The organism is Chitinophaga sancti, from assembly GCF_034424315.1.
GTDB lineage: Bacteria > Bacteroidota > Bacteroidia > Chitinophagales > Chitinophagaceae > Chitinophaga > Chitinophaga sancti.
Map to the genome: position 1 here is coordinate 3,557,964 of NZ_CP139972.1, position 14,703 is coordinate 3,572,666.

11 protein-coding genes and 1 pseudogene are annotated in these 14,703 nt (G+C 39.0%); 6 read left to right on the forward strand and 6 right to left on the reverse strand.

Features of this window, described 5'->3' with window-relative positions; all coding sequences use genetic code 11:
• Positions 1–107 precede the first annotated feature (107 nt).
• From U0033_RS13610 to U0033_RS13620, 3 genes are all read right to left on the reverse strand, one after another.
• Positions 108–1,574 (reverse strand): deoxyguanosinetriphosphate triphosphohydrolase family protein, encoded by a 1,467-nt coding sequence (locus U0033_RS13610; protein WP_072364895.1) that lies wholly within the window; start codon positions 1,572–1,574, stop codon positions 108–110.
• Between the two features lie 90 nt (positions 1,575–1,664).
• Positions 1,665–1,856: a hypothetical protein gene (locus U0033_RS13615; protein ID WP_072364893.1), complete on the reverse strand. Its 192-nt coding sequence runs from the start codon at positions 1,854–1,856 to the stop codon at positions 1,665–1,667.
• 749 nt (positions 1,857–2,605) lie between these two features.
• The gene (locus U0033_RS13620) at positions 2,606–2,926 is read right to left on the reverse strand and encodes a macro domain-containing protein (RefSeq protein ID WP_218164103.1); all 321 of its coding nucleotides are present in this window, start codon (positions 2,924–2,926) and stop codon (positions 2,606–2,608) included.
• Positions 2,927–4,144: 1,218 nt separating this feature from the next.
• Here U0033_RS13620 and U0033_RS33315 point away from each other — a divergent pair.
• The gene (locus U0033_RS33315; RefSeq protein ID WP_218164101.1) at positions 4,145–4,525 is read left to right on the forward strand and encodes a DEAD/DEAH box helicase family protein; all 381 of its coding nucleotides are present in this window, start codon (positions 4,145–4,147) and stop codon (positions 4,523–4,525) included.
• A gap of 88 nt (positions 4,526–4,613) precedes the next feature.
• Here the strand turns inward: U0033_RS33315 and U0033_RS13625 are convergent, their stop codons facing one another.
• From U0033_RS13625 to U0033_RS13635, 3 genes are read right to left on the reverse strand one after another with little or no spacing between them, the layout of a single operon-like run.
• Positions 4,614–5,072, reverse strand: coding sequence for a hypothetical protein (locus U0033_RS13625; RefSeq protein ID WP_072364891.1), 459 nt, complete (start codon positions 5,070–5,072; stop codon positions 4,614–4,616).
• Between the two features lie 9 nt (positions 5,073–5,081).
• The gene (locus U0033_RS13630; protein ID WP_083571827.1) at positions 5,082–9,566 is read right to left on the reverse strand and encodes a DUF6443 domain-containing protein; all 4,485 of its coding nucleotides are present in this window, start codon (positions 9,564–9,566) and stop codon (positions 5,082–5,084) included.
• Positions 9,567–9,589: 23 nt separating this feature from the next.
• On the reverse strand, positions 9,590–12,886 hold the full coding sequence (locus U0033_RS13635; RefSeq protein WP_143150914.1) for a hypothetical protein: 3,297 nt from the start codon (positions 12,884–12,886) through the stop codon (positions 9,590–9,592).
• Between the two features lie 239 nt (positions 12,887–13,125).
• Here U0033_RS13635 and U0033_RS13640 point away from each other — a divergent pair, with 239 nt between their 5' ends.
• The 5 genes and pseudogenes from U0033_RS13640 to U0033_RS33320 all read left to right on the forward strand — a co-directional run.
• Positions 13,126–13,551, forward strand: coding sequence for a hypothetical protein (locus U0033_RS13640; protein WP_072364886.1), 426 nt, complete (start codon positions 13,126–13,128; stop codon positions 13,549–13,551).
• A 37-nt stretch (positions 13,552–13,588) separates the two neighbouring features.
• Positions 13,589–13,903 carry an IS66 family insertion sequence element accessory protein TnpA gene (gene tnpA, locus U0033_RS13645; protein ID WP_072364884.1) on the forward strand — a complete coding sequence of 105 codons (315 nt, stop codon included), beginning with the start codon at positions 13,589–13,591 and terminating at the stop codon, positions 13,901–13,903.
• Positions 13,900–14,250 (forward strand): IS66 family insertion sequence element accessory protein TnpB, encoded by a 351-nt coding sequence (tnpB, locus tag U0033_RS13650; RefSeq protein WP_072364882.1) that lies wholly within the window; start codon positions 13,900–13,902, stop codon positions 14,248–14,250. Before tnpA ends, tnpB begins: the two co-directional genes overlap by 4 nt.
• 23 nt (positions 14,251–14,273) lie before the next feature.
• Positions 14,274–14,501, forward strand: coding sequence for a hypothetical protein (locus tag U0033_RS13655; protein WP_072364880.1), 228 nt, complete (start codon positions 14,274–14,276; stop codon positions 14,499–14,501).
• An 88-nt stretch (positions 14,502–14,589) separates the two neighbouring features.
• Positions 14,590–14,646 (forward strand): annotated as a pseudogene (locus U0033_RS33320) (hypothetical protein); the annotation flags it as partial.
• Positions 14,647–14,703: the final 57 nt, after the last annotated feature.

The window sequence follows — 14,703 nt, forward strand, 5'->3', positions numbered from 1 at the left end:
GAACTTACTATAATGATTATGGAAATATCAGTTTGACGATCATTTATAAGCATTATCTGTGTTCAGGATATTGGAATTGCAAGGATCTTGAAAGACAATTCGCGCTTTTACAAAGGCTTGAATATTGTTTCTGCATTTTCAGATTTAAGACGTGCATAAAACTCAATTGCATATCTATCGGTCATCCCTGCAACAAAGTCGCAAATGATTCTTTTCTTGTCTGCACTTGGAGATTCGTACATATTTCTAAAATCGTCTGGTAACAGTTCACAACCTCCGGGTTTATCCAAGGTCTCAAAGATTTCCTTGACAATTTCTCTGCCTCTAAACTCTGCTATTTTCAACCGGGAAGACAATACTTGAGATATGTATGTAAATTTTTTCAAGACTTCAACTTCTCCAAGTATGTTATCAGTCAGAATGACTTTACTCTGTGTCGGAAATTTTTCTTCCGGAATCAATTTTACTCCCTCAATAAATCTATTGACCAACGTTGAAGTCAAAAAGTTTCGTTGATATCCGTTATGTGAGTAGTCACTAATGATAGAATACTGGCTGTTTAGATATTTGAATGCATCATCAATACTTCGTATCTGTGTTTCTTGAAAGTTTTGAAAAAGAAACTCAGTAAACATGTTTTGAAGAATTTCTCCTACCTTCTCTGGTGATGGCTTAAATATTTTACCATCTGGAAGTTCTAACTCTATTTCATCAGAGATCGCTTGCAAAATTTTCTTCTTAGGAAATACAACATCTTGTAGTGTATAAAATCCGGCCTTCAAGCCATCTTCCAAATCGTATGTCGAATATGAAATGTCATCTGCAACATCCATAATCTGGCATTCCAATGATTTATATCTCTTTCCTGGTTCATTACCCCCAGTTGCGGTCTTAATTTTTTGCACCAAATCCTCGTCAAACCAATAGTATCCTTTCACCGGTTTTATCTTTTTACCCTTTTGCTCGCCAGATTCCCAAAACTCTGTTCTAGGTCTTTGTTCCGGTGTAAGAAGGTCATATTTAAGTATACTAGCCAGCCCTCGATAAGTTATGTTCAATCCATGTCTCTCGTCTTGTCCTTCTATTCCATTGTAACTATCACCATCAGAGAAGCCTTTCTTTTCTATTTTTGAAAGCAGTCTTAGTGTCTGTGCGTTACCTTCATAGCCACCGTGCTCTCTCATTAAAGAATCTAGTTCATATTCGCCTTGATGACCAAACGGAGGGTGTCCAAGATCATGCGCTAATCCAGCAAATTCTACAATATCCAAATCGATAGGCCGTCCTTCCAAAAACTTATCTTGATCATTAAGCTTAGTAGCAATTGCCCTAGCTATTGATGCTACCTCAATTGAGTGCGTAAGTCTATTACGAAAAAAATCAGATTCAAAACCGGGATATAACTGAGTTTTTCCCTGTAATCTTCTAAAACATGTGGCGTGGATTAATCTATCAATATCTCTCCTGTATGGGGACCGATAATCACAGGCCTTGCTTAAATTTTCTAAATAATTGCGGGATTTGTCCTTATCAGTATATAAAAAGGGGCGTGGATCAGTTGTCTGTTCAGTCAATTGGTTGATATTTAAAGATAAAAGTACGTGGATAAAGTAGGGGAAATAAAAAAGGTCGCGCTTTAAGCACGACCTTTTAGTGATTTGCTCTTAACGAGGTCTTGAAGAAGATGATTGTTCTTTCCAGGCTCCGCTTTTAATGTCGCTTTTTGTGAAGAAACTAGAACGAACGATAGCTTCGGTGCTTTGACCTGTTCTAGCGATGACATTTTCGGCCGCTTTTTTGGCATAAGCTGCAGCGGTCGCATTCGGGGTAACGACTTGTTTCTTAGATTCTGCCATGGTAATTTGTTTAGCGGTTAGTAATTTTGCAAATTGCCTTAACTATATTAGCGATATGTGAAAGCAGTCGCTAAATTGTCCGGCAAAGTTAATTCTAATAAGATCAAAGTTTGTACAACTTTTGTACAAATTTTAATAATTAACAAAATTAATTGATTCTATAGTTAACGCATCGCAGTTATTATTGTTTGCTAGGTTGATAAATTTGCTTAAAATCAATTATTTAGATATTTAATTTATTTACAAAATATTTAAATATCGACTCGTGATTACCTAGTTCGCTAGTGGGAAGTATATTGTAGAACATCGATCTTTTCTATTCTTGACTCTTTTTGTCTACGATTTTTAGACTATGGAATTAATACAAATGTGAGGCAATTTAGCTTGCTCGACCTATTTAGATCGCTTTAATATGAAAAGATCTATTAATTTCTTAAATTTTGAAATTTTCGAACCCCTAAATCCTCAGCTGAGTTGATAGACATTTAGGCTCTCCATTTGTAATTACAAATTTAGTTGTAAAAACTGCACCATTTAATTCTTCATTAAAAGTTTTCATCATTCTAATGGTTTTGCTCCTTTTTTTTAATTTTTACCTTTAGAAATCGCCCAGCCTTTGTTCTGTCGTTCTCCAAATCATCTATCCCTGGACGGAAGCGCGATAGAAAGATTAAAAACGTATTAAAATAAGAAAGCCACTGGTTAAATTCTGTGGCTTGATTAATTAAAATTCAATATCCTAATAAAGATCAAGATTTTAAAAATTCTTCGAAGACGATAAGATTAACTATAGAATCTTTAGCTGTATGAACAATTACCTCCTTTACGTCCTCCCAAACCAAGCCTCCTAAGCCAGCACCAATTCTTGGCAGGCCAATCTGCGCTATACCATTATCATCTGCAAGCTTTAGCATTAAAGACAAGCTTTCCATTATTGCAGGCAACTCCGCTTTTATTCTCCAGTTTTTTTGAGTTCCTAAATTGAATACAGTAAATGGAGGGGAACTATAAACAAAAACACTCCCTAATTTGAATGTTCCATTTTTGCAACGAACTATAATACTCTTCATACATCTTTGGGTACCTGATCTTAAAATCCAACGCTATACCTTTCCCCATTGCACCAGCACAATTGCATCCGTGAGCATAGGCGGTAAGGCCAGGATAATTAAACAGATCTCCTTTAATAAACAAAACTGCCATTCTATTTCCTATTATTCCATGATCGATAAAATTCTTCAGCTGTAATTCTATCAGAAGAATCAAAATCAAGCTGATCAAGTGGCTGATCACCTAGCATATGTTCCCCTTCTTCTGGATTGTTCTCATCCAGATAAATGACCTTTGCAGGATAAACTTCTATTTGTTTAGTAATATAATTATCTGCTAATCCGTTTCAGCCTGTCGGTCTTGTTCGCGTTTCAGTTCCAGCCTGCGTACAGTGTTGTAAAATACACTGTGATCTCTTAAATATAAACTATCGGCCTGCAACGTAATGGAAGAAGTTACCTGAATCAGGTAGCGGTATTACCAGGATCGTTCTTCAAAATGTTTTTTCTCGTTTCAGGTGCTGATGCACAAGCTAGGGCTCAATACGGTGACTTATTTTGATATGATCAAATCAATCATTAAATTTACTTACTTCATGTCTATTTACAGTAAATATGCAAATTTTCGAAAAAAAAGTACTTTCAATTTGAAATTATTATATTTGCCTAATTATCGACTTATTGTTCATTGAAAACGTTTACAAGACACTTGGTGCTGGCATTTAAGCAGGCTAATAAAGACATTTGGAGAGAAAGTGTAAATCGTGGCACTTCAGATGAGCCCGGAGTAACCTGCTGATTATCAGGGTTATTTTCCAAAGGTTCAAATCCCTCTCTCCGCCAGATAAATTTCTTGACAGATCGGAGGCAAAAATTAGGAATTACGAATTTGAAAAGCGTAAATCGTGGCACTTGGGAAATCGGACTTTTAAAACCCTCCACAGTGGCTCAAAAACGCAGAACGTTCGAATCCCTCTTTCTCCGCTAAATAAATCGACCGATTTAGCAAAAAATTGAAAGCCTTCAGATTAAGAATCTGGAGGCTTTTTTGCTTTTTGGGGGTTTTGTGGTTGAATATCTTTTAAGAGTCGAGATCGAATTTGGCAATGTTTTGGTAATGAGAATCCAATCCAAAATTTTAATGTTATAAGTTCTGATCCGTTTTTAATTGAAGAAGAGGGGATTAGGTATCTTCTAACAAATGATAAAAATGACAAACGTATTGAAAATTATGAATATGTGCTATTGACCTCGAAAAAGCCCCGACGGGTAGATTTATCTTCAGAAAGAATTATATTCAAGCAATGGCTCAAACATCCATCATTTCAAGCTTTAACACCGGATATAGTACGTTCAACATGGATCGACAATTTTAAGTTTGTCAAAGAAGATGAAGAATCTCATACCAGAGGGTTGAGGTCACCACAAATAGGAGCATTATATTCTCTCCTTGCTCATTTTCAGAATCCAGATGACAAAGCAATAATAGTAATGCCTACAGGAACAGGAAAAACCGAAACGATGTTATCGGCCTTAATAGCAAATTGCTGTAATCGTGTATTAGTTTCTATACCATCCGACTCTCTCAGATCTCAGATTTCCCGATTCTATAATTTATAGAGTGAATTAATAATAATTGCATTTAATTACCTGGGGCTTGATTTTCAATAAACAGCCCCTTATACTTCCGCATAAGGGACTGCTTTCATTATTTAAATTTCCAGTCTCGAAGCAGACTATCCGCTTGCCAAGGCGAAATAGTATCTCTTATCGTCCCCGTATAATCATTATATACATAAACCTTTGTATTACTCTCATCATAGAAACTAAAAATCTGAAGCCCGTCATTTCCTCCTTCCCTGCGTTTCAATATATCATCCTCTTCTACCTTTATCTTCCCATTTTCAACTACGACCAACTTCATCCCCCTAAATACATCGGTACTTGTATCCTTTGCTTGTGGGAACCATGCTTTTGTATCTCTTACCTTATCATTCGTAATCCAGTCTTCCTGTAGTGGGAGTATACCCCGTTTCTCTCTTTCTGCGTTATATCGTGCATCATACTGACCCGATGCAGCAAAAAATCTATACCAGAGCTTCTGGGAAGATAAAACAAGTACCAGCAAAAGAATAAATAAAACTATCTGAATGACACGCTTCTTCATCTGTTAAAATTAATGCAAAAAGAGGTTTGGTATATAAAATACAACATTATATAGCATTTGCTGCATCTTTCTTACGGTTGGAGATGGCTCATCATGGGGTATCGGATCTACAAAACCATCATCTACCTTTAATATCACAGGTACGGTATTCGGCACCAGTTTACTTGATGTAAAGGTGATGGCGCCATCTACACTTCCTACACTTAATGGTCCTAATGCAGTCATTACCTTATCCAGTTTAAGGCTTGAAAAACTTTCAGCGGTTCCTGCAAAACCCCATGGAAGCGCAGAAACACCTAAGATAAACACCATATCTGTACGAGCATCTCCCAAAACATACTGATTATACTGCATACCATTGTCATCCCTGAACTTCTCCATTTCCGTAGTATATTTATTCAGCAGGCTTAAATCCTCTCTTGAATTGGCTTGTGAAGTTTCAGTCCTTGAAACAGGTGTAACCGTTTTTACTGCGTCTTTACCATCTGTTTTCGTCGTGGTCACCGTTTGTACGGTGGTTACAACATTACCCTTTTGCGTGGACATATTTGGATCAGGGGATACGACATTTGAAGTAGATACAGTCGTCACTGTTTGTGTGGTGACGGTTGTATTGCCGGACCTGGTAGTTACGGGCGCACTCTTCGTAATAGTGGTACTATTTACTTCCAGCCTTTCATGCTCCCGCAGGGTCGCACTCACAATTGTCATAGGAAGACCTGGGCCCGACACACTACGCCCATCCGGATCTATATATTTTATCGGGTTATTCAATGCATAAATATAAGGGCTGACATTGTTATAGTCAGTTGCACGAGGGTCTATCACTTGCCATCTGCCAATTTGTGCATCATACATTCTTGCTCCAAAATCATATAATTCCTGTCCGCTACCATCACTAAGCTCATTACGCTGTAACTCTTTGCCGTTAAATTTCATTCGGTTTGTGGCGTAATCAGTTCCTTTTAATGCATTGGCACTGATCGCTTCCATTGTCAAACCAAAAGGATAATAATGTGTCTCTTCCAATAATGGGCCACTGGAAACATTTACTGACAGGTTATCAAAATAAACATCCTGCTGTGTTTCATTACTCTCATAAACATATAGGAAACCAGTCGTAGACATTACCATAGGGGCTACTTCCAGATCCTGGAGCTCATCGGGAGCTTTTTTTACCTGCCTCACACCAGTATTATTATCTACCAGCGAAAAACCATCATCAAAGAGCGCAAAATTAAGGTATGCTTTAGGGCGATCCGGTGTACGTGCTGCCTGATCTTTTTCTTTCTGACGTTCAAAAGTATTATAGTAGTTGTTGTTAAAGCGGCTACCATTTATTGATCCACCAGCACCATGTCGGCTATTATCTATACTTCCCCCAAAGGCATTAATCAATCCGGCTAAGACTTCATCCGCTACAGCATCTCTCCCCTTATCCGATGGTCCATCCGATTTATAAAAAGCACGCGTTTTTATCCGGATCGTATCTCCTGCCATTACACGCAATACGAGTGAAGGCCCAATGATCTTACCTCCTGGTTTCGAATTCAATTTTGCTACAAAGTTATTCGTTTCCGTCGTGTTATCTGCCGGATAACCAACAGGCTTCTCAGTCCTGGTTTCTTCTACATTACTAAACAAAGCAACTTCCTTCTCTGCAGCTGCCGTCTCCATTGTAGCAGCATACATGCTAAAATCATTTTGCTCTGTTAATACCATTCGCACATTCCCTAAATAATCTTTTTCAAAGTAATCATAGTAATAAGTTGGAGGTTGTCCTGTAACATACACCGGCCTGATACGTCCTTCATCATGACTAACAAATTCCTGCAAATCCTGCTGATATACAAACCCACCGATATAATCAGTTACTGTTGTCTTAGGCGCACTACCCGTATTATCTACAACCGTCTTTTTCAGTTTTATACCACCTGCATCATAAAGATAGGTAATTGTACCTTTGGTACCCATTGTGACAACGGCAGGGAGATTTAGATAATTATATGTGATATTGGTAACACCCTTGTTTTTATCCATCAGCATATTGCCATTCACATCATAACTATAATCATCTCCTGATTTATTCAAATCCTGAAAATCGCCAAGTTTAGCAGAAGCATTGACAATAGGATCTGTTACTGCCAGCAGTTTATTGCTTTCAGACTTATATCTGTATGTCAACTGGTCCATTATGCCAGGTGTCGTTCCTGCTACTCCCTGCTGATTCATGGTGATGATATTTCCATTGGCATCATAGGTAACATTTGAAACAGAGAAGTCCATGGTGTTTTTCGTCCATGCAGCCCCTGTCGTATTTTGTTGACTGAACTCAGCGCCTAAAAGCCTGTCGGACTTATCATAAGTATAACCGTAGGCTCTTGCAATACCATTGCTTCTACTCTTCCATTTTGTACCTGCAATATTGCCAGCATATTCAGCTTTTGTAAAACCATAATCGTAATCCAGCTCTTGCCCAAACCAATTTGCCTGGCCACTGGCCTCGTTTACATAATCTTTGTTTATACCAGCAATCCAGCCACGCACATTATAGGAATAATTTAATATATCCAGTGGTGTAGTGCCTGTTAAACCAAGTTTCTTCTGTATTAGTTGTCCCAGCTCGTTATATGCATATGTGGCAATAGTTTTATCTTTTGAAGCATCTCCATTCAACCTCTTTTTCACATTCAATAACCTGTTTGCATGATCATATTCATACATACTCAGGATGGTTGTACGCGGAGTGGCCGTGCTTTTGGGATTGGTATGATTCAAATACCGGCTTAGGATTTTTCCACTGAAGTTATATTGTGTAGTCACAATATCTTTCCCTCCAGTTATATTATCAGCAATGGTTTGTATCACACGTCCTTTATCATCATAATAATTAGTGATGGTAAGCCATTTGTCAGTACCTAATACCCTTATCCGGCTACCGGTAATACGTCCTGTAGTCAGGCTACTTCCGGCTGATGAAACAGGATCATCATACAGATTATTTCCTTTAAATAAGTTGGAGGTTTCGCTACTAACATAATTGAATTTACCTGTATAATTATAATCATCGTAGAAGGTATATGTAAGTGGAGTAAGATCTTCCGACCCGATACCCGGCAAGCTATTAGTCGCAGGGATGGTAGTATTTCCACTCTTGCCATTAGCGTCTATATATGCTGTATATTCTCCCGATGCTTCAAAACCTGGCAATAAGGTAATAGAATTTGTTGCTACTGAGCTGGCCTGATTTTCATAATTATATAATACCAGGTCTGTTTCTGCCGGGAAATCATAAGATATATTTTGATTACTAGTAGATGCTTTCAGCGAGGCTTGTAAATTATCTGCGCTCAAAGTTTTCTTATAGATAGCCGTCATGATCGGACGATCCAGGTTATCATAAAAGGTGGCTGTAAATTCAGCCGGGGACTTTGCTCTTTGTACCCCATCCTGTGTAAAGGCTATTCTGTCCCTGTTGTCGTAGATCATACGAATAGCAGCGGCACCCGGTACTTTTTTACTGATCATGAGTTTATGACCATCATATGCATATTGAAAACACAACTCATCTGCAATTGTAGAGAGGGCCTTTCTTAGCAGGATTGTTTGGTCTATGGCTGCGGGTGGAATTACAAAGGCTAAGTTGTTATAATTGTCAAAAACATTGTAGGTACATAACCAGCCTACATGCCCTGTTCCTGTTGATGCTGCCACCTGTACCTTTTTTAGCACCACATTGCCTTCCTTATCTTCGAATTCTATTGTCTGGTTGCCAGCCTCATTAATGGTGATGTTCTTCTTTAGCGATCCCGGCTGATAGTCAGCGGAGCTAACAGGTATTCCCCCACTCATGGTCCATAACCTTACAGAATCGGTGGCAATATTCGTTTCAAAGCGGTGTTCTACAGGGTGATTGCCACCTTCGAGTGCCCAGCTGTTACCCATAGCATATTCTTTCACAATCCTATCCAGGGGAGACCCATCAAATGCCTTTCTGGAATAATAGATATTCTCTCCTGTCATGCCAGGTATCAGCGTACCATTTGAATAAAAGAATTGCTGTGTAGAGAAAGGAGCTAGCTTAAAATTGCCTGAATTATCAGCTTGTTGTACATAAGGCATATAAGTAAGCGCTTCTCTCCCGAGGTCATCATAGATAACAGGTTCTACCAGATCATAGCTACTTGCGCTGACTCCTTTTGACACCTTTTCAAGCGGCCTGCCCAAACCATCATAATACTGAGTGCTCTGTTTTACATCCCTGGGTACACTTGCACCTGTAATTACAGCAGCGGGGTCTGTAATCGGTTTTGATGGCTCCCAGGTACGCACGAAGTTAATGATAGGGCTATTGCTATATGCAGCGGGTAGGGCTACAGGAGTGGCATTGGTACGTGTGATAGTAGCAGGCGTTTGTGCATGAAGGGTTAAGCCTATTGCCAACAAGGGCAATAACCAAACGAGCTGTTTATTATTTATTCGAATTATTTTCATAACTTCTTTTCCGGTTTAATGATTTAAAATCCAGCATCAGGGCATCCTAAAGGCATTCCTGCGTAATTGTAACAGAACTGCTTAATAATGTTGTTGTTTCGGTCACGAATAAGCCGCAAACGCTGGAAACTATCATATTCATAAAACTCTTCAATGCCAGCCACGTCTATCTTACTTGTAATACCTATCGAAGGAATATAAGTGGCGGTGATAACCTGTGCCTTTCCTTTTAAGCCATTGCGGAGCTTTGACAGTTCTGCTTTCAGTACAGCTTCACTAGCGGGGGCTTGCAATACCGTCAGATTTACCAGTGCGGCTACAGTAGCATAATCACTACCTGTTACAATCGCTACGGGGTATCTGTTATTATATCCCCATAGGGTAACCTGAGAGGCTGCATTCACTTTTGACTGTTCTAAAATATTACCGGTAGTACCATATTTCTTAAATTCAACGCGGGTTTCCAGTGGAAAAGTTCCTTCCTGCGTCTGGATATTTTGCATCGCCACCAATCCATTATCCCATACTTTATAATTCTGCACAAGTCGGTTCGTTAATATAGACCCTCTGTATTGCTCTGTGATGATCGCTGGCTGGATATGCTTGTTGATTAATGCGGTGATACCCTCTGTAGTTGTGGCATCTAACTGAGAAGTATTTACATCCTGCGGATATTGATATACCATCTTCATCACTTCCTGTTTACTGTTTGTCTGGGATACAGTAGTTGGCAATAAATGCTGTATATTATTATAACCATAGGAAATAGTGGTTGTAAAGGGGTTCTGTCCATTTACATCGTAGGTAGTCGTTGTCACGCTGGATGGATAGATCCACCTTGAAAATATATAATGCCGCTTTACATCATATGCTCCTATTTCATAAGTACTGGGAATAGTACTTTGACAACCTACTTCATACACCTTTCTCACGGTATATCCATAATACAGCTCACTTAGCCGGGAGTCTTCCACATATTCAGTAGTGGTGAGTTTTACAGGAAGGAAAACACCTGTAGCACTATTTTTACTTATGCTTAAGGATTGTGTTTCCTTCCCATTCATATACCCGTTGTTTGAAAAAAGACTGGTTAGAATATCTTGCCCCATGACTATTTCTCCTGGCTGATCAGCTGCTGTTTCATATACATGTTCAACGCCCCCGCCTTCAAAGTTTTCACCAATGGCCTCTACTACTTTCTGAAAACAAATATGCGCCTGTGAGAATGCATATAGGTTTAATAGAGAATAAGAAGTCAAAATAGTATAATCACAAGAGCCATAATGACAGATCGTTCCCGGGCAATTTACTTTTACGCTGCTGTAGCTGTCATATTTTGGGTTGAAAGTCATTCTGCCTGTAGATTTTGTCAGATCAGATAAAGCAGCGTAATAATATCTTTTTGTATTAAATTTATTACTGGTAGGGTCGTACGTTTTTACTTTATCTATCACTATACCACCGGTCGGTTTATTATATGATACCATTCCTGCGGACCGATAATAGGTCAGTACGATATTACCGATAGTATAATTGCCATAAGCCACGACTTTTACGGAATACTGGTGATTAAGTTCCAATGATACGTTTAAGACCTGGCTGGGATTATCGCTATTCATATCCGTGGAGAATACAACCTTATTGGTGGTAATATCGGTAAAATATACATTGGCATGGTTATGAAAGTCCAGCTCATCTGGATTTCCACCATATATAAATTCAACACCTAATCTGGCATTTCCTTCCACCAGATTTGTAGCTGTCATTACCTCAGATATATTTGTTACAGGTACACCAGAGGAATTTCCCTGCGCAGTAGCACTCAATACTGTAGCGATAGATGGTGCCGGCTCAGTGACATACCTGGTAGGAGCAGCATATATTATAGTATCATAACCACCTGTGGGATAGATTACTTTAGTCAGCATTCCCTTAGAGCCATAAGAAAATTCAGGTTCTCTGTTAGCATAGGCCATAGGGAACAATGTTTTTTGACTGGCAACAGTAGGTGTCGGCAATAAATTAATATTGGAGGCGCCATTGAAGTAACCAAAATGGTCTTGTGAGAAAGACAACCTTGGTGGCAGCGCATTCATATCATTATACTGAAAGCTATGACGTTGAATATTTGTCTTATTTTTATCCTGGATGGTCATAGCTATCAGAAAGGGACGTAATTTTAATATAGCATCCGTATAACTGTTTGTGTAGCCGGTCGCTGTTGCATACACATAGGTCAGTTGTGCGGTCTTCACAGCATTTACTGCATCTCCTGGATAATAGAGTGACATTTTATCCAACAAGACATCACCTGGTAGATCGGTTCTGGAAGTATATGTAAATATTACCTTTTCACCATCAGAGGAGACAATATCCGTTAAATACACTGCATTTACGGTCGCCAGCGATTTACAATCACCATCCGGAATATATTCACATCGTGCACCACTGGTGCAAGGGATTTGAGTTGAGTTTGTGAGTTTAGTCAATGTTTGTGAAACACCCGTTGCATAAGAATATAAGGTAAGCTGCTGATAATTAAAGGTAATGGCATCACCATTGGGATGTACAATCCTGCTTAAATACCAGGAAGTATTGACTGGGGTTCCATAATTTCTGCCACAGCCATCAGTACCGAAAGAAGAGGTTTGCGAAGACTCGGTTGAGTTGCCTTCTCCAAAATAATAACTGATACCAGCAGGGTCTGTTATTTTAAAAGCATATCCCAACGAAAGACCGGAGCCAAAAATGGTTTCAAACTTCAGCGAGGTCTTTTCAATGGGGATCACTTTATTTCCTTTTATAATAAATTTTCCGCTGTATCCATTAAAGTTGAAATTGAAGAAATCAGGTGACAAGTCATTCCTGTCGCCATTTCCTAAAGATGCAGCATCCAGCCAGTTCAACAGGGCACGATCCTGCACTGCAAAGTTGGGTGTTGTAGCAGGCGTACCTGATTCATCCGGATCATCTACTACCATTCGTGTGATAACCCCACCAGCATGTAAAACCCAGCTCATACCAGTACGGGATGCGATTTCATCTACCTTTACACCATTAGAAGTGTAAAATAATGATACTGGCAAATCCAGGTTTTTGGCGGAGATTTTAAATAGGGGGATGTCTATTTGTGGGGTACCAGTTTGCAAGCCCACATGTATGCCTCCATATCTCGTTATGGCAAAGGCATTTGGTGAAGGTGGCATAATTGTGGGAGGCTGACCAGTAGTTTCATGCTGACCAGATACATTCGTAGCAGTCAACGTCAATGTCATAAAAAACACGATGGTACGAACAAAGACATGCATCTCTTTCATCATTATTCTTGTTAGGTTTAACTATCTTTTTAAACGGTTATTAAATAGGCAGATCGAATTGCCTCATGAGCGTGGTCATAAGCATGTATAGGGTGCCAAAAGTATTTGGTGGATACAAAGGGCTACAAAAATATTGGTTCGCTGCTACGAATAAACGATTTATAAAATGGTATACGTATAGGTTTAATACAAAAATAGATTCGTAAAGGTAATTAGCCACTCTTAGATAAGAGATAACACTAATGTGTGATATTGCAATCATTCATTTATTGGTATTGCATGATGAGCGATATGACCAGATTCATGAGGGGATACTGGCATCGGCGGTGATGCTACTGACCCTGAAGGAGTTTCTGCAGCAGATTGAACCTTTTCAAGCAGTGAGGGATCTGCTTGCAGATTCACGGATACAAGCGTTGCTCCATGAGGGAGACAGGGAGTTATCGGCTTTTCAGCTGGGCAGGTATCATTATCTTTTATTGCATGTCTTTAGCAAGGAGATAGCCGCTATTCTTGACGCAATCTATCAGTTGGATGTGTATATGGCGGTAAGTGCAGTTGCTGAGAAACGTGGATTTTTCTATGCACGGGCGTTACCCAAAGAAGATAATATATTTAAGACAGCGGGTATCAGTGTAAGCCTCCAAGCAGCCCCTCGCTGGTCATAAAATTCCGTTGTGATAATTTGGATCTCAAAAAAGTATTATGAGTTCCAAAGCGAAAAAGACAATCAAATCCAGATTAACACCCGCACAAATTCGGCCTCTTATAGAGAATTTTGAGCGCCAGGATCATAGCATAAAAGACTTTTGCCAGAGATATGGTATTAGTGAAGTTACATTTTACAACTGGCGCAAAAAATATGGGATCAAACCTAATATCGATAATGCAGGTTTTATAGAAATTATTCCAGCCGTTGCTTCATGTGAGCCAATTACCGAAAAGCTTTTTGCACAGGTTCGGGGAATCAATATTTATCACCCGGTAAGTGCGGAATACCTTAAATCTTTACTGGCATGAGCAATATAGCTTTATTTACAGATCGCTACCGATATTTTCTATACACCCATCCTACGGACATGCGGAAAAGCTTTATTGGGCTGTGCGGGATCGTTATAAATATCATGAAACTGAGTATCACTGATACTGATGTTTTCATATTCCTGAATAAGGATAAAACTCATATAAAGATCTTACTGCATGAAGATAATGGATTTACCATGTTTTATAGGAAACTTGATCGCGGAAAGTTTACACTTCCTGATTCACCGCATGGTGACAGCGGACCATTGCCAATAAAAGCTAATGAACTATTGGCAATTATCAAAGGGCTGTCTTTTCATAAATACCGACAGTATAGCTCCTGATCAAGCATCATAGAAATATCTGCATGAAAAAATCTCACCGTACATACAAATCAATGAATAATCCAGATCATCATAACGATGAAAAGGATCAGCTAATACTGTTACTACAGGAGCAGCTGTCGTTGATGCAACAGGAACGTGAGACCATGCATATGATCCTGGTGGATCAGGATAGCATAATAATAAAGCAGCAACAGCATTTAACTCATCAAAGCGAGTTGCTTAAGCAAAAAGACGAAACTGATTTATAAGGAAAAACCATTCGTAGTAACTTTGCGGGATTCTAGCGTCTGAGTTGTCAAGGGTACATTAAACGGTTACACTAAAGGAGGAACAGCCTATATCGAAATTCAAAAAAGTGACTGTAAAGTATTAAAACTTGTTCATTACAAATGAACCATTAACGTTTTAGTAAATTCATAGTCATTATAAAAGTGACTATTGTATGTTACA